Genomic DNA, 19,029 nt, shown 5'->3' on the forward strand with positions numbered 1-19,029 from the left:
AGTTCAGATTCCGGAGAAAATCACATGGACACCCTGGGGGAGGCGTCAACAACCGCGGCCGTGGACGAAACGCTCGATCCGCCTGACTGGGCGGATGTGCAGGCCCTGTCGCACCGCATCATGGACGACGCCATGGGCTATTTGCGTGATGTCCGCGAGCGCCCGGTATGGCAGGAGATGCCGGCCGAGGTGCGGGCCTTCTTCACGGCGCCGCTGCCGCGCTCACCGTCGCCGCTCGCCGACGTCTACGGCGATGTCTCCCGCAATGTCATGGCCTATCCGATGGGCAACGTCCATCCGCGCTTCTGGGCCTGGTACATGGGGTCCAGCAACTTCACCGGCGCGCTCGGCGATTTCCTGGCGGCGATCCAGGGTTCCAATCTCGGCGGCGGCAACCATGCCGCCGGGCTGATGGACAGCCAGGTGGTCAACTGGTGCAAGGAGATGCTGGGCTTCCCGGCTTCCGCCAGCGGCACGCTGGTCAGCGGCGGCTCGATGGCCAACATCATCGGTCTCACCGTGGCGCGCAACACCAAGGCCGGCATCGACGTGCGCGAGCATGGCGTTGCCGCCATCCCCAGGCCGCTGCGTTTCTACGCCTCGGACCAGGTCCATTCCTGCCATCGCAAGGCGATGGAAGCGCTCGGCCTCGGCAACCGCGCGCTGCGCCGCATCCCGACCGATGCCGGCTTGCGGATCGACATCGCGGCGCTGCGGACGGCGATCTCAGAGGATCGCGCTGCCGGTTTCAAACCCGCCTGCGTCATCGGCACGGCGGGCACGGTCAACACCGGAGCGATCGACGATCTGCAGGCGCTCGCGGCGCTGGCGGCGGAGGAAGACCTCTGGTTCCACGTCGATGGCTGCATCGGCGCGCTGATCGCCATTGCGACCGGGAACGCCTCGCTCGTTGCCGGCATCGAGCAGGCGCATTCGATCGCGCTCGACCCGCACAAATGGCTGCATGCGCCGTTCGAGGCCGGTTGCGCGCTGGTTCGCGACGCCGAGGCGCACCGCGGCACCTTCGCCGTCACGCCGGAGTATCTGGAATCGGCGCCGCGCGGCCTCGCTTCCGGGCAATGGCTGCATGACTACGGCCTGCAGACGTCGCGCGGTTTCCGCGCCCTCAAGGTGTGGATGGCGCTGAAGCAGCATGGCGTCGAGAAATTCGGCCGCCTGATCGACCAGAACATCGCTCAAGGCCGCTATCTCGCCGGTCTGATCGCGGCCGAGCCGGCGCTCGAACTGACCGCGCCGGTCACCATCAACATCGTCTGCTTCCGCCATCGCGGCGGCGGCCTGTCCGGCGAGCGGCTGAAGGCGCTCAACACCGAGATCATGCTGCGGCTGCAGGAAGAGGGCATCGCCGTCCTCTCCGACACCACGGTGCATGGCCAGCATTGTCTGAGGGTGGCGATAACCAATCACCGGACGCGGCGCGAGGACCTTGAGATGCTGGTGCGCGAAACGCTTCGCATTGGAAAAAACATCTAAGCTGCAGCGTCGCCGGATCGTACAGTGCGCGGCCAGGATGTGTCATTCGGGCAGGCCGGCCAGCCGCAGCGCCTCGACATATCTGCCGAAATAGTCCGGTCTGATCAACCCCACGCGATGCTTGAGGCTGGAAAGCGTCAGTTCGGGATCGAGCAGCAGCGAGCGCGCGATATGCTTGCTTGCGGCATCCAACCTGCCGGCCATGGCATTGCTGGCGGCCGCGACGCGCAGGCCAGTGAGATAATATGGCTGCGCGCGGGAAGCCGCCTCGGCAATTGGCCAGGCGGCTTCGTTGCGGCCGGCCACGAAATGGGCGAATGCGGTGAAGCACTGCATGAAGAAGCTCAGCGGATCGAGCGGGCTTAGCCGACTTGCCCGCGACAGATGCTCGATGGCGATGTCCGGATCGTCGTGGCAGGCCTTGAGGCAGCCGCTGGCGCTCCAGGCGGCCGCGCAGTTCGGGTTCAGCACGAGCGCACGGTCGACCAGTGCCGAGCCGGCCTCATAGTCACCGATGACATAGCCCAGCGCCAGGCCGCTGAAGGCCAGCGCCACCGCGTCGTCCTGGCCGGCAATGGCGACGTTGCCGGCCAGCCGGGAGACCTCGGCGGCCTCCTGCTGCGGGTCAGTCATCCAGCCATTCGCCATCCGCCAGAAATAGCACCAGGCGGCAGCGCCTTGCGCGGCGGCAAAATCGGGGTCGAGCTCGATGGCCTTGTAGAATTGCGGCAGTGCCTCCTCCAGTCCCTCCCGCGTCCAGCGGTAAAGGCTAGCCATGCCGCGCAGATAGTGATCGTAGGCGTCGAGACTTTCAGTGGGTTTGCGCTTGGCGCGCGCCATCTCGGCCTGTTCGAGCCTGGGCGAGATTGCACCAATGACGCTGGAGGCAACGAGGTCCTGCAGTTCGAACACCTCCGAAACGCTGCCTTCGAAGCGGTCGGCCCAGAGATTCACTCCCGACGCCGCCTCGATGAGTTGGCCGGCCACGCGCAGCCGGCTGCCGGCCTTGCGGACGCTGCCCTCCAGCACGTAGCGCACACCGAGCTCCCGCGCTACGCGCGTGACGTCGACCGCGTGGCCCTTGTAGGCGAAGGCGGAGTTCCGCGCGATCACGAACAGCCAGTTCACATGCGATAGCGCCGTCGTGATCTCCTCGACCACGCCGTCGGTGAAATATTCCTGCTCAGCGTCGCCGCTCATGTTCTGGAACGGCAGGACCGCGATCGACGGCCTTTCCGGCACCGAAACGGTAGGACGGGGCGGCTCCGCCTTCGCGTCCAGGCGGGATGGTTCCACCTCGGGCGGGCCGCCGTCGGCTGTCGGCTCCTTCAGGCGCTCCATGCTCGGCGCTTCGATGCGTTCGACCAGCGCCCGCGTCGCTTCTTCGGGTTCGACGCCGAGCTCGCGCTTCAGTGCTTCCTTGCAAGCCAGGAACTGGCGGAAGGCATCGTTGGTCTTGCCACGGCGCTGGAAGATGCGGATCAGGGCGCGATGGGCCTGCTCGGCGCATGGGTCGAGGCTCACCAGCCGTTCGGCCAGGGTTTCACAGGCCTGTTCCTCGCGCGAACCCAGCTCCGGCAGGAGGCTCAGCCGCTCGGCCAGGTCCAGCGCCTTGCGGGTGTAGTTCGCCCGAAACGGCGCAAGCCATTCGTCGATCTCGTGCGGGAATGACAGCCCGTCGAGCAGGTCGCCTCGGTAGAAGTCGGCCGCTGCCGCGAGGCTCTCACCGTCATCGGCCTGGATCTTCCGGTCGAAAATCCAGATGTCGGCTTCATCGGCATTCGCCGCCAGCCAGATGGTGTCGGCATTGCCTTCGATGCGAATGGTCTCGTCGCCGGTCGACGGAAACAGCCGCCTGATGTCGACCAGGGCCTGGCGCAGGCTATTTCGTGCCTGCTGCTCGCCGCTGCCGGCCCACAGCATCGCCGCCACCCGCTCGCGGCGAAGGCCCTTGGGGCCAGCCAAAACGAGCGCGGCAAAGAGCAGCGACGTCTTGCGCGTCGCGAAATGCAAAGGCTGCCCGCCTGTAGAGGCAACCTCGATGTCGCCAAGCAATCGGATATGCACCCCGACCCCCCGAGAAACAGCCTCGGATAGAATATCACGTCCAGCGGTCGACTTAACGACGATTTAGCGCTGCCATCCGCGGTTTTTCCCGCGGTTTCACGCCTGCATGAACGTTGGCAAAGCGCGCCGGCGGGACATTGCCCTCGTGAGTTCCAAAGAGGGAGAACTACAATGACCTACATCAGCCTCAGGACCATCCAGCCGACCTCCCGTTTTGCCGGCACGCTCGCCACTCGTGTCGCAACCGTCTTCGCCGGGCTTCGGCGCCGGTATCAGGATGCCATGCAGCGCAGGGCTTTGGCCGGTCTGTCGATGTCTGAACTGAAGGACTTCGGCTATCCGGCCGATGAAGCACCCGCCGATGTCGCGGCCCGCGGCCGCATCGCCGGGCGCAATCCGCTGCGGTGACCCTTGCCTAGGCGCACTTCTGGAATTGCCTTGCAGTCTCCTATCATCCCGCGCCGCCGGGAAGCGACGCGCCAGGCAGATAAAGCATGACCGGCCGGATCTCGTAGACGGCGGTGGGATTGACACGCTTCAGGTCGCGCGCCGTGGCAATCGCCTCGTCCCGGTCGGCGCAATCGAGGACATAAAGCCCCAGCAATTGCTCCTTCGTCTCGGCAAAGGGACCGTCGATCACCATGCCGTCACCTGGACCGCGCAGCGTGACGGCGTCGGCAGTCGCTCCCAGCCTTGCCGCCGGCCCAAGCTTGCCCTCGCGGGTCAGCCTGGCGTTGATCTCGAGCAGATCGTCCATCAGCGCCGCATCCTCTTCGGGTGTCCAGGACTGGACGGTTTGTTCGACGTGGTAGGCGAGGATGGCATAGAACATGGGCGCGATTTTCCTCATGACGGAGCGGGCCGCACTATCACAAGGATGGCGTGACTGATCCAGTCCCGCCGCCGATCTGGCCGCCGCCTGCTGACTCAAGCTGCCAGCGGCAAGCGCAGCTCCGTCAGCAGGCCGCCTTCGGGATGGTTGGAAAGGCTGATTTCGCCACCGGCGGCGCGGGCGATGTTACGGGCAATGGTCAGGCCGAGGCCAAGCCCGCCGGTCTGGCGGTTGCGCGACTGCTCGATGCGGACAAACGAGCCGAACACCGCGTCGAGCTGGGCCTGCGGGATGCCCGGGCCCTCGTCGCGGATGAAGAGCGTGACCGTGTGCTCTGACCGCTGCAGGCTGAGATGCGCCTTCTTGCCATAGGTCACGGCGTTCTGGACGAGATTGGTGACGCAGCGCTTCAGCGCCACCGGACGGGCAATGCAGATCATGCCGCGCGGCCGCGTGTCGTCATGATCGAACGAGACCTCCTCGAAGCCGTCGGCGATCGCTTCCACCAGCGACCAGAAATCGATGCGCTCGGCCTTCTCCTCGGTCACTTCGAACTTGGCGAAGTCGATGACGGAGCTTGCGATGCTCTCGATGTCGGCAAGGTCGTGGGCGAGCGCTTCGCGCGCCGGCGACTTGCGCAGCAATTCGAGGCGCAGCCGCATCCTGGTCAGCGGCGTGCGCAGATCGTGCGCCAGGGCCGCCGCAAGATGCTCGCGGTCCTCGACATAGTCGCGCAGCCTGCTCTGCATGGCGTTGATCGCCTTGGCGGCGGCGCGGATCTCGCGGCTGCCGGTCTCGGCGATCGGCGGGCTCTTCAGGTCGTTGCCGATCCGCTTCACCGCGGTTTCCATCATCCGGTAGGGCGCGGTCAGCCGGCGCAGCGACCAGATCGACATCGCGACAACCAGCCCGGCAATCAGCGAATAGAGCGGAAGGCTGTCGAAGCTGAGGATCGGCCCCACCGGGGTGATCGGTTCGGTGAAATTCAGCCATTGGCCGTCGGCGAAGCGCAGCGACGCCGTCAGCTTGTCGCTCTGGGCGAAATCCGCCGCCAGCACCAGAAGGTCGCGCTCGACCTGGCCGACGTCCTTGTTGGGAACCATGCCGCCGGGAGCGTCGGCTTCCTGCGTTGCCGGATCGCGCCTTACGCGCGCGTCGGTGATGCCGAACTTCGACAGGCGGCCGACAAGGATGTCCTCCAGCTCAGCGAGCTCGTCATCGCCGGCGATCGAGGAGGTGACGGCGGGCGTATCCGAAACGGTGAGCGCATAGGTGGCGTTGAACAGGCCGGACGCGGTCGCCTTGCGTTCCTCGGGGGTGGCGTCATGCATCAGCTGCACCAGCGAGAAGGCGCGGTCGTTCAGCCGGTAGAGATCGACCACGTCGTTGGCGGCGGCGCGGTCGCGCGAGACGATGTAGAGCGTCGCGACCTGGCTGATCAGCAGGCCGGCGATGACGATGAGCAGCACCCAGACAGGCAAAGTCTGCGGCAGGAAGCGTCTCATTCGGTGGTCGTCTCGGGCAGGAACTGGTAGCCGCCGCTGCGCACGGTGAGGATCAGTTTGGGCGTCTTGGGGTCGTCTTCCATCTTGCGCCGCAGCCTGCTGACCAGAATGTCGACGCTGCGGTCGAAGCTGTAGCCGGTGTCGCCGCCCGACAGCTCGATCAGCTGGTCGCGGGTCAGCACACGCTGGGCGCTCTTGACGAAGGTCTGCAGGAGGTTGAATTCGGCCATGGTCAGTTCGACCCTGACGTCGCCGGGCGCCGTCAGCCGGCGGCGCGAGCAGTCCATCGTCCAGCCGGCGAAATGATAGACCTGCTTGGCGGCCGGCCGGCGCGGCTCGGCGGAACCGTTGCGCCTCAGCACCGCGCGGATGCGGGCGAGCAGCTCGCGCGGATCGAACGGCTTCGGCACATAGTCGTCGGCGCCCATCTCCAGCCCAACGACCCGGTCGGTCGTCTCGGTGACCGCCGTCAGCATGATTATCGGCGTCGTGTAGTTGGCGCGGAGCTCGCGGCAGAGCTCCAGCCCGCTCTTTCCCGGCAGCATTACGTCAAGCACGATGAGGTCGACCTGCGAGCGGCGCAGGATCGCCTCCATCTCGGTGCCGTCGGCGGCGACCGTGGTGCGCAGCCCGCGCTTCTGGAAGAACTCCTGAAGCAGGTCGCGTATGCCCTTGTCGTCGTCGACGATCAGTATGTGTGCGTCGGATTTCACGGGAACCCTGTGATTCTGGTGGCCTGCGGTTAGTGTGACACCACCCACACGATAGAATTCCGGCCATATCTTGGCCAGTGGCGACGATCGTTCGCCAGGCTGGATTCACCAGAAACAATCCAGAAACAAAATTCTACAGTCGGGAAAAACTCCTGAAAAATTTCAAAGGCATAACTGGTGTCGTGGCGGTCAGGTCAACGCCTGCGACGCTAGTCTCCGGAGTAACGGACAAGACCAATGCAGAGGTTCACGATCAGCTTGATGGGTGCGTTGCTTAGCATTTCGCTCGTCACGGCAGCGGTTGGAGCCTCCAACGCAAAGGTTACGCCGATAACCCGGGCCGAGCGGTGCAGCGATCTCAGCCATCAAGTCGACGAAGCCCTCGAAACCCATGCCGCGGCAACGCAGGTCACCGCGGCGAAGGCACTTCAGAGAAAGGGAAACCGGTTCTGCGCCAACAAGAAGCAGGCGCAGGGAATCCGGATGCTCGCGAACGCTTTGAAGCTGCTTGGAGTGACACCGATCGACCCGGTTCAGTGACGCTCAAATTCCGACCCGCATGAAAAAAGGAAGTGAAGCCATGAAAAAGTCCCTCCTCTCCGCCCTCGGCCTCGGCATTGCTCTGGCCTTCTCGATGCCGGCTCTCGGCAACGCCGCCGCGACCACGACCGCTGCTCCGGCTGCTTCGACGACGACCGCTCCGGCGGCCGCCGCGCCGGCCAAGGCTGCTCCGAAGAAGGTTGCCGCCAAGAAGGTCTGCAAGGTGACCAAGACGCACAAGTGCCCGGTGAAGAAGGCCAAGAAGGCTCCGGCGAAGAAGTCCTGATCCGCAAGCCTGTTTCTTGCAAATCAAGGCCGCTTCAGCCGGGCATCGGCTGGGGCGGCCTTGGCTCGACTGGCGCCGCCGGGCCGGCAACACGATCGCATCCGGCCCGGTGCGCTGAAACTGGTCTCACAAACAATGATCCTTAACCTGGTCGCAATGCCGACCCAGTAGGACAATCCGCATGAAGAAGCGGCTTTCGTCCATTATGCGTTCAATGGCGCTTGGCGGCCTGGTCGTCACCGGCCTGGCCAGGGTGCTGATCCTGTTCACCGCGAGCCCGGTGCCGGACCCGGCCAGCGGGCGAACCGAGCCTTCGCTGTTCGCGCCCGAGATCTCCGCCAACTGGGATTACATCACGCCGCTGCAGACCTGGCTGCTGATCGTGCTGACGGGTACGACCCTGATTGCCGCCGCAGCCTGGGCGGTCGCCGCGTTCATGGAACGCCGGGCCGACAGTCCGTCCGCTGGCCGCATCGCCGGCCGCCACGGCCGTTGAACGGCGCACGACAGTTCCCACATAGATTCGTGAACGGCCGCGCCGTCGCCAGAAATGGACGGTCACGCTCGCGCATGACAGAGTAAGTACCTTCCTCGCAGTCGCCGGGTTTCCGATGCCAGAAACCGTCACCAAGCCACGCACCAGGACGAAGCCGCAGACCGAGCGGCCAAAGCTCTACAAGGTCATCCTGATCAACGATGATTTCACGCCGCGCGAATTCGTGGTGACGGTGCTCAAGGCCGTGTTCAAGCTGAGCGAGGATCAGGCGCAACGGGTGATGATCACCGCGCACCGGCGCGGCGTCTGCGTCGTCGCCGTCTTCACCAAGGATGTCGCGGAAACCAAGGCGACGCGGGCCACCGATCCCGGCAAGGCAAAGGGCTATCCGTTGCTGTTTACCACGGAGCCGGAGGAGTAGGGCAGGCGGACCTTTGCCTTCTCCCCTTACAAGGGGAGAGGTAGAGGCGCTACCGCCCCTCGCGATACCACATCGAGCCCATCGCCAGCAGCAGCATGCCAAGGCCGAGGAAGCCGCCGAACAGCGGCACGCGCGAGACGGCCTTGAGCACGCTGTCGTCGGTGGTGCGCAGGCCGATCCAGTCGGCGCCGGACGCGGCGCCTGAGGAGCGGACCGGAACGATCGAGGGCAGCGCCACGCCACCAGTGAGGCCACCCAGAGCGGATGAGGCAGCGAGCCGGCGCACGCTGCCGCCGGTCGCCTCGACCGGCGCCTTCAGCCGGTCCTCTGTGGAGATGACATCGGCGAATTCCGGCGCGTTGATCGGCCCGACATGGGCAAGCGCTGTGAGGTCGCCATTGCCGACCTGGTAGAGGCCGATCTCCTTTGTCTCGACACTGCCGAGGAAGATGCCGGGCTCGGATTTCTCGAGCTTGACGATCAGCGCCTTGCCTGACGGCGTGATGACCTGCGCCGGGCCGGGGTCGTCGCTCATCGTCTGGCGGCGGATTTCCAGCACCATGCCGCGTCCGTCGGCGGTCAGCCGTTCCTCCTCGAGTTCCGGCTCTTTCATCAGCCAGTGGGCGATGCGACGATAGAGCTGGACATGCGGGCCGCCGCCCTCGAAGCCGCGCGCCCACAGCCAGCCCTGGTCGGAGAGCAGCATGCCGACGCGGCCTTCACCCTTGCGGTCGAGCAGGAGCAGCGGCAAATTGTCGGCGCCCTTCATCACCACCTCGCCCTCGGGGTTCTTGACGCCGATGGTGCGGAACCAGCGGCTCCAGTGCGGCGGCTCGGTATTGGAGCCGTCGAGCCCGCGCGTCACCGGATGGCGCTGGCCGAGGTCGGTGAGGCGCGGATAGAAGGCCTTGTCGACGACCTCGCCGTTCGGCATCGCCGGCAGCGCCGACATCAGCGGCGTGCGGGCGATCGAGCTTTCGCCGGCATATTCCGGACCGGCGGCGATCAGCAGCGCGCCGCCCTTTTCGACATATTCGGAGATGTAGTCGTAATAGAGGATCGGCAGCACGTCGCGGTGCTGGTAGCGGTCGAAGATAATCAGGTCGAAATCCTTGATCTTCTCGACGAACAGCTCGCGCGTCGGGAAGGCAATCAGCGACAATTCGTTGATCGGCGTGCCGTCCTGCTTCTCCGGCGGACGCAGAATGGTGAAATGGACGAGGTCGACCGACGCGTCCGACTTCAACAGGTTGCGCCAGGTCCGCTCGCCCGCATGCGGCTCGCCGGAAACGAGCAGGACGCGCAGATTCTCGCGGATGCCGTCGACCAGGGCGATGGCGCGGTTGTTGGCGTCGGTCAGTTCGTCCGGCTCGTGATCGATGGCGAGCTCGACGATGTTGCGGCCGGCATTGGGAATGGTGACCTGCAACGGCATCGTCTGGCCGATCGTGGCGCGCTCGACGGACACCTGCTCGCCGTTGATCAAAACGCGGACATCGACCTGGCCGGACTGATCGCCGGTGGCGATGACACGGTAGGTCATATCAAGCGGCTTGCCGACGAGGCCGAAGCGCGGCGCGTTCTCGAAGCGTATGCGGCGGTCCTTCTCGTGGTCGTTGCCGGTGATGAGCGCGTGCAGCGGCGCATTGAAGTCGGCCGCGCCGGCGGGCGCGTCATGCACCTCGCCGTCGGTGATCATGACGGCGCCGCCGATGCGCGATGGCGGTACGTCGCGGAAGGCGCCTTCGAGCGCGCTGAACAGCCTGGTGTCAGTGCGCTCCTCGGCGGCATCGGACTTGCCGGCCTCGACCACGCGCACGTCGAACTGCTTGAAGCGGGCAAGGCGCTGCTGCAGCCCGGCGAGCGCTTCATCGGTCTGTTTGGTGCGTTCGCCGATGTCCTGGCTCTGGCTGCGGTCGACGATGATGGCGACGACGCTCTTCAGCGCGTCGCGCTCCTCGTCGAGGAACACCGGGTTGAGCAGGGCGGCGCCGAGTGCCAGCAGGGCGGTGAAACGCAGGACCGAGCCGCGCTGGCGGAACCACAGGCCGGCCAGCGCCAGTAACGCCAACGGCGCCAGCACGGCGGCAAGCCACGGCCAGGACAGAAGCGGTTCGAAGGAGATCGACCAGTTCATGGCTTACTGCCCCAGCCGTTCGAGCAGGACAGGCACATGCACCTGGTCGGATTTGTAGTTGCCGGTCAGCATGTACATCATGATGTTGACGCCGGCGCGCAGCGCATAGATCCGCTGCATCGGGTCCGCCGGCACGGTCGGCAGCAAGGGGTCGCCGTTCTCGTCGACCGCCCAGGCGCCAGCGAAGTCATTGGCGGTGATCAGGATCGGCGAAACGCCGTCGCCGACGCGCACCGGACGGTTCTCGGCGTTGCTGGCGTCGAGCGAGGCCTCGACCCAGAGCGGGCTGCCGTTGAACCGCCCGGGGAACTCCGGAAGGATGAAGAAGGATTTGGTCAGCACATGGTCCGACGGCACTGGCTCCAGCGGCGGCACGTTGAGATTGCCGAGGATGTCGCGCAGCCGCTCCGTCGCCGGGCTGGTCGAATTCGCGCCGATGCCGTTGGCGAACTGGTCGCGGGTGTCGAACAGCACCGTGCCGCCCTGCTGCATGTAGGCGTCGATGCGGGCGATCGACGCTTCGCTCGGCATCGGGGCGGCGGGGTCGATCGGCCAGTAGATCAGCGGGTAGAAGGACAATTCGTCCTTGGCGATGTCCACGCCGGCCGGCGCGCCTGGTTCCAGCGCGGTCTTCTCGATCAGGAAGCGGGTCAGGCCCTCCAGCCCTGCGCGGCTGATCGAATCGACGCCAGGCTCGCCGGTCAGCACATAAGCGATGCGGGTTTTCGAGATGTCCTCGATCGCCTGCGTGTCGCCGGGCCTGGCGTCGTCGGCGCGGGCGCGATCGGCATGGCCGGCCAGCGCACCTAGCCCGATAAGCAAGGCAGCCGCCGTTGTCGCGGCGGCGCGACGCGGCCGGCGCGACAGCAAGCCGCCCATCCAGAACACCGCCAGCGTATCGAGCACCATAAGCACCAGTGCCGCGGCGACGAGGGCCCCCTTCAGATTGCGCGATTCGTCGAAGGCGTACTGGATGGTGGTCACCGGCAGCGAGACGTTGGGCCTGGCCAGCGGTGCAAAGGTGCTGGCAGTATCGAGCAGATTGTGGGCGAACACACCAGTCTCGGAGCCGTAGAGGCCCGGCGGGTTTTCGATCGTCACCGGCAGCGGACCGGGGCCCGGCACCAGCGGACGTGCGTCCGGCGTCGGCGGCACCAGCGTGCCGTCGGCGGCGATCATGCGATAGGGCGCGAGCGAGGTGGCGGCGGCTTCGGCATTGGCGACCGCGGCGCCCTGGTTGCGCGACAGTTGCACGATGCGCCTCAGCATCTCGACGAAACTGCCGGAGATCGGCAGGTTCGACCAGGTCGCCTCGGGCGTGACGTGGAACAGCACCAGCGTGCCCTTGCCCTTCTTCAGCCCGGTCACCAGCGGCGTGCCGTCGGCCAGTGTCGCCCAGGTACGCTCAACGATGTCGGGCGTCGGTTCGGCCAGAACCTGCCGGGTGACAGTCACCTCGGCCGGCGGCGCAAGATCGGCGAAGGGGCCGTTCTTCGGGAATTCGGTGACCGGCTGTGGCGTCGTCCAAGACAGCGCGCCACCCAGCGCGCGTTCGCCGGTGCGCAGCCTGACCGGTAGCAAGTCGTCGTCATTGCCGGCGGCGGCCAGCCGCGAGCCGGCGAAACGCACCAGCGTGCCGCCCTTGTCGACCCAGTCGACCAGCTTTGGCCGGACCTGCTCGGGGATGGTGCCGACATCGGCCATGACGATCATCGCCGGCTTCTGGGCAAGCAATTGCGGGATGGCGTCGGCAAGGTCGACGCTCGACGGCTCGACCAGGTCGGCGAAGGGCTGCAGCGCACGACGGATGTAGTAGAGCGGCGACAGGAGCGGCTGCGCCTGGTCGGCCTCGGACTGCGACAACAGTCCGACGCGGCGGCGCTTGGAGCTTTCGTCGAGCACGCGCACGGCGCCGGCCTGATGCTCGCCATCGAGCGCGATCGAGGCGAAGTCGTTGCGCAGTTCGAACGGCACGGCCATGGTGCCGATGGCCGTGGACTCGCCCGGCGAGAAGGTCAGCGTCGCATCGGCGATGCGGCGGCCCTTGTCGTCGAAGGCGCCGGCGGTGACCTGCGCGGGCGCCGGATCGCCCGGCGCGCGGATGGCGGTCAGCGCGAAACCGTCGACCTGGTTGTCGGCGCCGGTCAGGCCGGTCAGCGAAATCCGGTCGGAGGTGGCCCAGACCAGGCGTGTGGCGTTCCTCGACAAAAGCGTGTTGAAGGCGGCTTCGTCGCCTTGTGCGGCGAGCCCGTCGGCGAGCACGGCGACACTGGCGCCGGGATGGCTCTCCAGGCTTGCCGCGACGCGGGCATAGACGGCGGGGCGGTCGGTCGGGATCGGCCGCGGTTTGGCCGCGCGGAGCCGGTCGAGCGCCGTGGCGGCATCGAAGGGGCCGATTTCGGCATTGGGCTTCTCGGCGGTGAAGGCGATGATGACCGGCACGCCGTTCGAGCCGGCGTCGGCAATCAGCCGTTCGGCGGTGGCGACGCGCTTGCCCCAGTCGGCGGCACTTGCCCAGTCATTGTCGACGACCAGCGCCAGGGCCGAACCCTCGGCGGGCAGCTTTTCGCGCGGGTTGAAAACCGGTTCGGCAAGCGCCGCGACGACAAGGGCAGCCATCAGCAACCTCAGCAGCGTCAGCCACCATGGACTCTGCTGCGGCGTCTCCTCGCGCGTCAGGACGCGGGCGAGGATCTTCAGTGGCGGGAACACTTCCATCTGCGGCTTGGGCGGGGTGAGCCGCAACAGCCACCAGATCACCGGCAGCGCCAGCAGGCCCCAGAGCACCATGGGCGCGCCGAAGGAAAGCGGCAGCCAGCTCATGCACTGACCTTTCCGACGTGGTTACCGGCGGCAGTCAACCCGGTATGACCGCCGATGGCGGTCAACCTTGCATGACCGCCATCGGCGGTCATCGCCATATGGATGCGTACCAGCGCCTCCGAGGCGAGGCGGTCGGTGTGGTTGACGGTAAAGCTCCAGCCCAGCCGCCTGCACCAGCCGGCCAGTTCCTGGCGTCGGGCGTTGTAAAGTAGGCGGTACTCATCTGCGAACATCTCGGCGCGGCCGGCGGTCAGCTTGTCGCCGGTCTCGGGATCGGTGAACTCGGTGCGCCCGGCATAGGGGAAGGTTTCCTCGGCCGGATCGGCGACCTCGATCAGATGGGCGCGCACGCCGTGGCGGGCGAGCACGTCGAGCCAGGCCATGGTCTCCTCGACCGGGTCGAGGAAGTCGCTGACGAGGACGACGTCGGAAAAGCGGCGGATGCCGGAGAGGTCGGGCTTGGCCGGCAGCGCGCCGGCATGGCCGAGCTGGGCCGCAATGCGCTCGGCGCCGTTGCGGGCGGTGAACGGATCGGTGAGGCCCGGCCAGGCGATGCGTTCGCCGCTGCGCGACAGAAGCTCGGCCATGGCCAGCGCCAGGACGAGCGCCCGCGATTCCTTGGAAACAGTGGCGCCGGCCGATTTGTACAGCATCGATGGGGAGGGATCGGCCCACAGCCACACCGTATGGGCCGCCTCCCATTCACGGTCGCGCACATAGGTGTGGTCGTCGCGGGCCGAGCGGCGCCAGTCGATGCGCGAGGAATCGCCTTCGACATAGGGTCGGAACTGCCAGAAGTTCTCGCCGATGCCGCGCTTGCGGCGGCCATGCCAGCCGGCGATCACGGTGTTGACGATGCGCCGCGCCTCGACCAGCAGGTCCGGCACCAGCGAGGCCCGCAGCCGGCCACGGGCGAGCGCATCGCGCGTCGCAACCGGTGCCTGGACCTCGCCAATTCGTGCCATTAGATGCCTTTTGCCAGTTTCGCCACCACGTCACGCACAGACGTGCCCTCGGCGCGGGCGGCGAAGGTCAGCGCCATGCGATGTTGCAGCACCGGCTCGGCGAGCGCCCTGATATCGTCAACCGACGGCGCCAGACGTCCATCATAGAGCGCGCGGGCTCGGGCGCAAAGCGTCAGTGCCTGGCTGGCGCGCGGTCCAGGACCCCAGGCGACGAGCTTGTCGGTTTCGGCATGGCCCTGGCCGGGGCGGGCCGAACGCACCAGCTTGAGGATCGCCTCGACCACGCTTTCCGGCACCGGCATGCGCCGGATCAGCGTCTGGATCTCCTTCAGCCGTGCCGGCTGCATGACATTCTGAGCCTTGGCGTCCTCGACGCCAGTGGTTTCGAGGAGGATGCGGCGCTCGGCCTCGATTTCCGGATAGAGGATGTCGACCTGCATCAGGAAGCGGTCGAGCTGCGCCTCGGGCAGGGGATAGGTGCCTTCCTGCTCCAGCGGGTTCTGCGTCGCCAGCACGTGGAAGGGCGAGGGCAGGTCGTGGCGCACGCCGGCGATGGTGACGTGGTATTCCTGCATCGCCTGCAGCAGCGCCGACTGGGTGCGCGGCGAGGCACGGTTGATCTCGTCGGCCATCAGCAACTGGGCGAAGATCGGGCCGGAGATGAAGCGGAAGGAGCGCTTGCCGAACTCGTCCTGCTCCATCACCTCGGAGCCGAGGATGTCGGAAGGCATCAGGTCGGGGGTGAACTGGACGCGGCGGGAATCGAGGCCGAGCACGACGCCCAAGGTCTCGACCAGCTTGGTCTTGGCGAGGCCCGGCACACCGACCAGCAGCGCATGGCCGCCGGCAAGCAGCGCCACAAGCGTGCGCTCGACGACCGCATCCTGGCCGAAGATGACGCGGCCGACGCCGTCGCGGACTTTTGAGATGTCCGCCAGCGCCTTCTCGGCCTCGGCGATCATGTCCTTTTCGCTGATCGGGCTTTCCTTGATCATCACGCTCATGCCGTTTCGATCCTTGTGCTGGAAACACCGGCTTGCACTGTCTGTGCCGCAGAATGCCGCGATTCGGCCTCGCCTGGCGCCTGCATTTGAACTTAAATCACAGACTTAGGCTGACAAGCGGAACAACAGTGACTATTTCGTGACCATGACGGAGCTCACAGAACATCGTGAACAGGGCCTGACCAGCGCCACCGAGGCGCGCGGGCTGGAGGCGCTGATCTCGCGGGCGACACGCGCCGGCAAGGGGCCGGCGCCGGTGGAGCGCTGGAATCCGGACTTCTGCGGAGATCTCGACATGGAGATCAGGGCCGACGGCACCTGGTTCTACCTTGGCACGCCGATCGGGCGCACGCCGCTGGTGCAGCTTTTCTCCACCGTGCTGCGCAAGGATGAAGACGGCAGGACCTATCTGGTGACGCCGGTGGAAAGGGTGGGAATCCGCGTCGTCGACGCGCCCTTCGTCGCCGTCGAGATGGATGTGTCCGGCGCCGGCGACGATCAGGTCATCACCTTCCGCACCAATGTCGGCGACCTCGTCGAGGCCGGTCCCGGCCATGCGCTGCGCTTCGTCGATGAGGAGGCTACCGGCGGGCTGAAGCCTTATGTGCTGGTGCGGGGACGGCTGGAGGCGCTGGTGGCGCGGCCGGTGATGTACGAGCTGGTCGAGCATGGCGAGGAGATCGACATCGACGGCAGGATGATGTTTGCCGTGCGCTCCAGGGGCGAGATTTATCCGATCATGCCCGCCGAGAAGCTGAAACGGCTGAGCGCGTGATGGACCAGGTGACGCCGGCGCCGTTCTCGACCGTGGATTTTCGCCAGCGCGTCGCCGCCCAGGCAGACGCCCACGCCGGCGACGATTATGGCGATCATCGCTTCAACCCCGGCCATCCCAGGCTGAAGCACGCAACGCCGTTGCGCGATGCCGCCGTGCTGATCCCTGTGGTCGATCATGGCGCGGACGCGACGGTGTTGCTCACCAAGCGGGCGGAGAAGCTGCGCAGCCATTCCGGACAGGTGGCTTTTCCCGGCGGAACGATCGATCCAACCGATCCCAATCCGGAAGCGGCAGCGTTGCGCGAGACGTTCGAGGAGATCGGCCTCGACCGCGATCATGTCGAGATCATCGGCCGCATGCCCGACTATGTTGCCGGCAGCGGCTATCGCATCGCGCCGGTGCTGGCGGTCGTGCGGCCAGGCTTTACGCTCTCGCTCAATGCCGACGAGGTCGACGCTGCCTTCGAGGTGCCGCTCTCCTTCCTGATGGACCCGGCCAACCACGCCAGGGACAGCCGCATGTGGAACGACCTCGAATGGTTCTTCTATGAGATGCCTTATGGCGGCCAGCGCATCTGGGGCGTCACTGCCGGCATCATCCGCACCCTCTATGAAAGGCTCTATGCTTGAGTGCTCCGGTATCGCTCGCGGGCAGGGCCGACTGGCTCAATGAAAAGCACCTGCAACGCCTGCTGGCCGCCCTGGCCAAAGGCGGCGAAGAGGTGCGCGTCGCGGGCGGTGCCGTTCGCAACACGCTGCTTGGCCAGCCGGTTGCCGACATCGATATCGCCACGACAACACTGCCCGAGGAAACCGTCCGCCGGGCCGAGGCAGCCGGCTTCAAGACGGTGCCGACCGGCATCGAGCATGGCACCGTCACTGCGATCGCCGGCGGCAAGGCCTATGAGGTTACCACGCTGCGCGCCGATATCGAGACCGACGGCCGGCGAGCCAAGGTGTCGTTCGGGCGCGACTGGAAGCTTGATGCCGAGCGGCGCGATTTCACCATCAACGCGCTCTACGCCGAGGCCGATGGAAGCGTCGTCGATCTGGTCGGCGGCGTCGCCGACATCGCTGCGCGCCGGCTGCGCTTCATCGGCGACGCGGAAGCGCGCATCCGCGAGGACTATCTGCGCATCCTGCGCTTCTTCCGCTTCTTCGCCTGGTATGGCGACGGCCGGCCCGATGCCGAGGGGCTGAAGGCCTGCGCGCGGTTGAAGGATGGGCTCGGCCAGCTTTCGGCCGAGCGCGTCTGGTCGGAATTGAAGAAGCTGCTGGCGGCGCCCGATCCCTCGCGCGCCTTGCTGTGGATGCGCCAGGCCGGCGTGCTGACCAGCGTGCTGCCGGAAAGCGAGAAATGGGGCATCGACGCCATCCATGGCCTCGTCCGGACCGAGAAGGACCTGGGCTGGACAGCCGACCCGCTGCTGAGGCTGGAAGCCATCGTGCCGCCTGACGCGGCGCGGCTGAAGACGCTTGCCGAGAGGCTGAAATTCTCCACCGTCGAGGCGGACCGGCTCAAGCATTGGGCGCTGACGACGGCGCCCCAATCCAAGGCGACCGAAGGCGAGTTGGCGAAAAGACTCTATCTTGGCGACCGAAACGGCATCGCCGACCGGCTGCGGCTTGCGCTGGCTTCCGCGCGAGCGCGGGCGGCTGATGACAACCAGGCGCTGATCGATGCCGGCGGCTTCTCGCGCCTGCTTGCCTTCGCGTTGAAATGGGAAAAGCCGGTTTTCCCGATCAAGGGCGCCGATCTCACCGAACTCGGCGCGTCGCCCGGACCGAAACTCGGCGCGATTCTGAAAAATCTTGAGAAGGAATGGATCGGGTCCGGCTTTACCCTTGATCGCGACGCGCTGATCAAGCGCGCCGCAAAGGCACTCGAAGCCTAGATCGCAATTCGATCCGGCTTACCTGATCGAAGCGGGAGCCAGCGCGCGTGAAAGGCTGGCTTCGCCCTTGCCATAGACGGCAGCATTGTAGTTGACCAGCGTGTCGGTGCGAGCCGTGTTGAGCAACTGGTTCGTGATCTGTGTCGGCGTTGCCGTGGTGAATTTGCTGCCCACGATCGCGGCGTAGCCGGAAATGATCGGCGCCGCGAAGGAGGTGCCGTAGAGGCCGGTCTTGCTGCCCTCCACGCCAACCACCAGGAAGTGGCTCTGCACGAGCGGGTTGAAGCCGGCGTAGTTGGAGTACGAGGCAAGCTGGGCCTTGCTGGACGTCGTACCGTTGGTGGAGAGCGCGCCGACGAAGATCGCTGAGGCTTTGCCAACCAGCGCCAGGTCGAGATAATCCTGCTGGCCATTCTTGATGCCACCGACGGCGACCGCATCGTTGCCAGCCGCCTTCGAGACGACGGCCGACCCCCTGGTGGCATAGGAGATGATCGAGGCTTCCTCAGGAGCCCAGCCGATCTGACTGACGCTGTAGCCCGACCTGGCGTACATGCCGTAGCTCAGATTGAGCACGTTGAGGCCCGGCGCCAGGGTGACGGCTGAACCCGTCGAGAAGTCCTTCGACCTGATGGTTGCCAGGGGCGCGACCAGGCTGGCCTCCTGGCGGGTCCATTCGCCGTGACGCTGGGTTTGCACCCCGAGGCCGAAATTGCCGGAGAAGCGCGACGAGCTGCTGAAGTCGTCAACGATGGTGATCGTGACGCCCTTGCCCTTGTAGCCCGCGGCCCATGCAACGCCGACATCGGGGGTCATCCAGCTCTGCACTGCCTGCGTCGCCGGCGCGGCCGGGATCGTGGCGCTCACACATATGGAGCCGCCGCCATGGCAGAGCGCGGCCGTCTCGTCGGCGTCGAGGGCTTCCTGCGCCGATGCGATCGGCGCCGAGAGGATGGCGAGCGCGGCGGCGAGGCCGAATTTCCAGTGGTTGGCTGACATGTTCTTACTCCAGTCAAACAGGAACCAGGACGGACGATTGCGAGCTTCGAGGCGGGTTGGCTTGCTCATGTCAGC

General features: G+C 66.2%; 18 protein-coding genes. 9 read left to right on the forward strand and 9 right to left on the reverse strand.

The genetic code is table 11. The features are described 5' to 3' along the window. Window positions 1-24: 24 nt before the first annotated feature. Window positions 25-1,494, forward strand: a complete 1,470-nt coding sequence (locus tag JG743_RS10700; protein WP_202300163.1) for a pyridoxal phosphate-dependent decarboxylase family protein — start codon at window positions 25-27, stop codon at window positions 1,492-1,494. Between the two features lie 42 nt (window positions 1,495-1,536). On the opposite strand, the gene JG743_RS10705 is transcribed toward JG743_RS10700, so the two are convergent. After that, window positions 1,537-3,507: a BTAD domain-containing putative transcriptional regulator gene (locus tag JG743_RS10705; RefSeq protein ID WP_244673103.1), complete on the reverse strand. Its 1,971-nt coding sequence runs from the start codon at window positions 3,505-3,507 to the stop codon at window positions 1,537-1,539. 225 nt (window positions 3,508-3,732) lie between these two features. Here JG743_RS10705 and JG743_RS10710 point away from each other — a divergent pair, with 225 nt between their 5' ends. Beyond that, a complete protein-coding gene (locus JG743_RS10710; RefSeq protein WP_202300165.1) occupies window positions 3,733-3,969 on the forward strand; it encodes a hypothetical protein in 237 nt (78 codons plus the stop codon). 43 nt (window positions 3,970-4,012) lie between these two features. On the opposite strand, the gene JG743_RS10715 is transcribed toward JG743_RS10710, so the two are convergent. From JG743_RS10715 to JG743_RS10725, 3 genes are all read right to left on the reverse strand, one after another. Further along, a complete protein-coding gene (locus tag JG743_RS10715; protein ID WP_202300166.1) occupies window positions 4,013-4,393 on the reverse strand; it encodes a YciI family protein in 381 nt (126 codons plus the stop codon). A 95-nt stretch (window positions 4,394-4,488) separates the two neighbouring features. Further along, window positions 4,489-5,898: an ATP-binding protein gene (locus JG743_RS10720; RefSeq protein ID WP_202300167.1), complete on the reverse strand. Its 1,410-nt coding sequence runs from the start codon at window positions 5,896-5,898 to the stop codon at window positions 4,489-4,491. After that, on the reverse strand, window positions 5,895-6,611 hold the full coding sequence (locus tag JG743_RS10725) for a response regulator (RefSeq protein WP_202300168.1): 717 nt from the start codon (window positions 6,609-6,611) through the stop codon (window positions 5,895-5,897). Before JG743_RS10725 ends, JG743_RS10720 begins: the two co-directional genes overlap by 4 nt. A 237-nt stretch (window positions 6,612-6,848) precedes the next feature. Between JG743_RS10725 and JG743_RS10730 the strand changes: the two genes are divergently transcribed. From JG743_RS10730 to clpS, 4 genes are all read left to right on the forward strand, one after another. Next, complete coding sequence (locus JG743_RS10730; protein WP_202300169.1) at window positions 6,849-7,151, forward strand: hypothetical protein; 303 nt, start codon at window positions 6,849-6,851, stop codon at window positions 7,149-7,151. A gap of 40 nt (window positions 7,152-7,191) precedes the next feature. Further along, window positions 7,192-7,437, forward strand: coding sequence for a hypothetical protein (locus tag JG743_RS10735; RefSeq protein WP_202300170.1), 246 nt, complete (start codon window positions 7,192-7,194; stop codon window positions 7,435-7,437). 181 nt (window positions 7,438-7,618) lie between these two features. After that, complete coding sequence (locus JG743_RS10740; protein WP_202300171.1) at window positions 7,619-7,933, forward strand: hypothetical protein; 315 nt, start codon at window positions 7,619-7,621, stop codon at window positions 7,931-7,933. A 115-nt stretch (window positions 7,934-8,048) separates the two neighbouring features. Next, entirely contained in the window at window positions 8,049-8,354 is a 306-nt protein-coding gene (gene clpS, locus JG743_RS10745; RefSeq protein ID WP_202300172.1) for an ATP-dependent Clp protease adapter ClpS, read from the forward strand. A 49-nt stretch (window positions 8,355-8,403) separates the two neighbouring features. Here the strand turns inward: clpS and JG743_RS10750 are convergent, their stop codons facing one another. Genes JG743_RS10750 through JG743_RS10765 form a run of 4 tightly spaced genes read right to left on the reverse strand, consistent with a single transcriptional unit; the run spans window position 8,404 to window position 15,283 of the window. Next, complete coding sequence (locus JG743_RS10750) at window positions 8,404-10,491, reverse strand: hypothetical protein (protein WP_202300173.1); 2,088 nt, start codon at window positions 10,489-10,491, stop codon at window positions 8,404-8,406. Window positions 10,492-10,494: 3 nt separating this feature from the next. Further along, complete coding sequence (locus tag JG743_RS10755) at window positions 10,495-13,314, reverse strand: DUF4159 domain-containing protein (protein ID WP_202300174.1); 2,820 nt, start codon at window positions 13,312-13,314, stop codon at window positions 10,495-10,497. Further along, complete coding sequence (locus tag JG743_RS10760) at window positions 13,311-14,279, reverse strand: DUF58 domain-containing protein (protein ID WP_202300175.1); 969 nt, start codon at window positions 14,277-14,279, stop codon at window positions 13,311-13,313. Before JG743_RS10760 ends, JG743_RS10755 begins: the two co-directional genes overlap by 4 nt. After that, window positions 14,279-15,283 (reverse strand): AAA family ATPase, encoded by a 1,005-nt coding sequence (locus tag JG743_RS10765; protein ID WP_202300176.1) that lies wholly within the window; start codon window positions 15,281-15,283, stop codon window positions 14,279-14,281. The genes JG743_RS10760 and JG743_RS10765 overlap by 1 nt, the downstream gene beginning before the upstream one ends. 145 nt (window positions 15,284-15,428) lie before the next feature. Between JG743_RS10765 and JG743_RS10770 the strand changes: the two genes are divergently transcribed. Genes JG743_RS10770 through JG743_RS10780 form a run of 3 tightly spaced genes read left to right on the forward strand, consistent with a single transcriptional unit; the run spans window position 15,429 to window position 17,955 of the window. Beyond that, window positions 15,429-16,058, forward strand: a complete 630-nt coding sequence (locus JG743_RS10770) for a DUF1285 domain-containing protein (RefSeq protein WP_202300177.1) — start codon at window positions 15,429-15,431, stop codon at window positions 16,056-16,058. Continuing rightward, window positions 16,058-16,690 (forward strand): CoA pyrophosphatase, encoded by a 633-nt coding sequence (locus JG743_RS10775; RefSeq protein ID WP_202300178.1) that lies wholly within the window; start codon window positions 16,058-16,060, stop codon window positions 16,688-16,690. Before JG743_RS10770 ends, JG743_RS10775 begins: the two co-directional genes overlap by 1 nt. Beyond that, window positions 16,687-17,955, forward strand: a complete 1,269-nt coding sequence (locus JG743_RS10780) for a CCA tRNA nucleotidyltransferase (protein ID WP_202300179.1) — start codon at window positions 16,687-16,689, stop codon at window positions 17,953-17,955. The genes JG743_RS10775 and JG743_RS10780 overlap by 4 nt, the downstream gene beginning before the upstream one ends. 18 nt (window positions 17,956-17,973) lie before the next feature. Here the strand turns inward: JG743_RS10780 and JG743_RS10785 are convergent, their stop codons facing one another. Beyond that, on the reverse strand, window positions 17,974-19,023 hold the full coding sequence (locus JG743_RS10785; RefSeq protein WP_244673104.1) for a S8 family serine peptidase: 1,050 nt from the start codon (window positions 19,021-19,023) through the stop codon (window positions 17,974-17,976). Window positions 19,024-19,029: the final 6 nt, after the last annotated feature.

Source organism: Mesorhizobium sp. 131-2-1, from assembly GCF_016756535.1.
In the GTDB taxonomy this organism is placed as follows: domain Bacteria; phylum Pseudomonadota; class Alphaproteobacteria; order Rhizobiales; family Rhizobiaceae; genus Mesorhizobium.

Excerpts from the sequence above, each read along its gene's own strand:
- JG743_RS10770 (WP_202300177.1), top strand. The coding sequence starts at position 15,429 with ATGACGGAGCTCACAGAACATCGTGAACAGGGCCTGACCAGCGCCACC.
- JG743_RS10710 (WP_202300165.1), top strand. The coding sequence starts at position 3,733 with ATGACCTACATCAGCCTCAGGACCATCCAGCCGACCTCCCGTTTTGCC.
- JG743_RS10735 (WP_202300170.1), top strand. The coding sequence starts at position 7,192 with ATGAAAAAGTCCCTCCTCTCCGCCCTCGGCCTCGGCATTGCTCTGGCC.
- JG743_RS10775 (WP_202300178.1), top strand. The coding sequence starts at position 16,058 with ATGGACCAGGTGACGCCGGCGCCGTTCTCGACCGTGGATTTTCGCCAG.
- JG743_RS10765 (WP_202300176.1), bottom strand. The coding sequence starts at position 15,283 with ATGAGCGTGATGATCAAGGAAAGCCCGATCAGCGAAAAGGACATGATC.
- JG743_RS10740 (WP_202300171.1), top strand. The coding sequence starts at position 7,619 with ATGAAGAAGCGGCTTTCGTCCATTATGCGTTCAATGGCGCTTGGCGGC.
- JG743_RS10720 (WP_202300167.1), bottom strand. The coding sequence starts at position 5,898 with ATGAGACGCTTCCTGCCGCAGACTTTGCCTGTCTGGGTGCTGCTCATC.
- JG743_RS10715 (WP_202300166.1), bottom strand. The coding sequence starts at position 4,393 with ATGTTCTATGCCATCCTCGCCTACCACGTCGAACAAACCGTCCAGTCC.
- JG743_RS10755 (WP_202300174.1), bottom strand. The coding sequence starts at position 13,314 with ATGAGCTGGCTGCCGCTTTCCTTCGGCGCGCCCATGGTGCTCTGGGGC.
- JG743_RS10730 (WP_202300169.1), top strand. The coding sequence starts at position 6,849 with ATGCAGAGGTTCACGATCAGCTTGATGGGTGCGTTGCTTAGCATTTCG.
- JG743_RS10760 (WP_202300175.1), bottom strand. The coding sequence starts at position 14,279 with ATGGCACGAATTGGCGAGGTCCAGGCACCGGTTGCGACGCGCGATGCG.
- JG743_RS10700 (WP_202300163.1), top strand. The coding sequence starts at position 25 with ATGGACACCCTGGGGGAGGCGTCAACAACCGCGGCCGTGGACGAAACG.
- JG743_RS10785 (WP_244673104.1), bottom strand. The coding sequence starts at position 19,023 with ATGAGCAAGCCAACCCGCCTCGAAGCTCGCAATCGTCCGTCCTGGTTC.
- clpS (WP_202300172.1), top strand. The coding sequence starts at position 8,049 with ATGCCAGAAACCGTCACCAAGCCACGCACCAGGACGAAGCCGCAGACC.
- JG743_RS10750 (WP_202300173.1), bottom strand. The coding sequence starts at position 10,491 with ATGAACTGGTCGATCTCCTTCGAACCGCTTCTGTCCTGGCCGTGGCTT.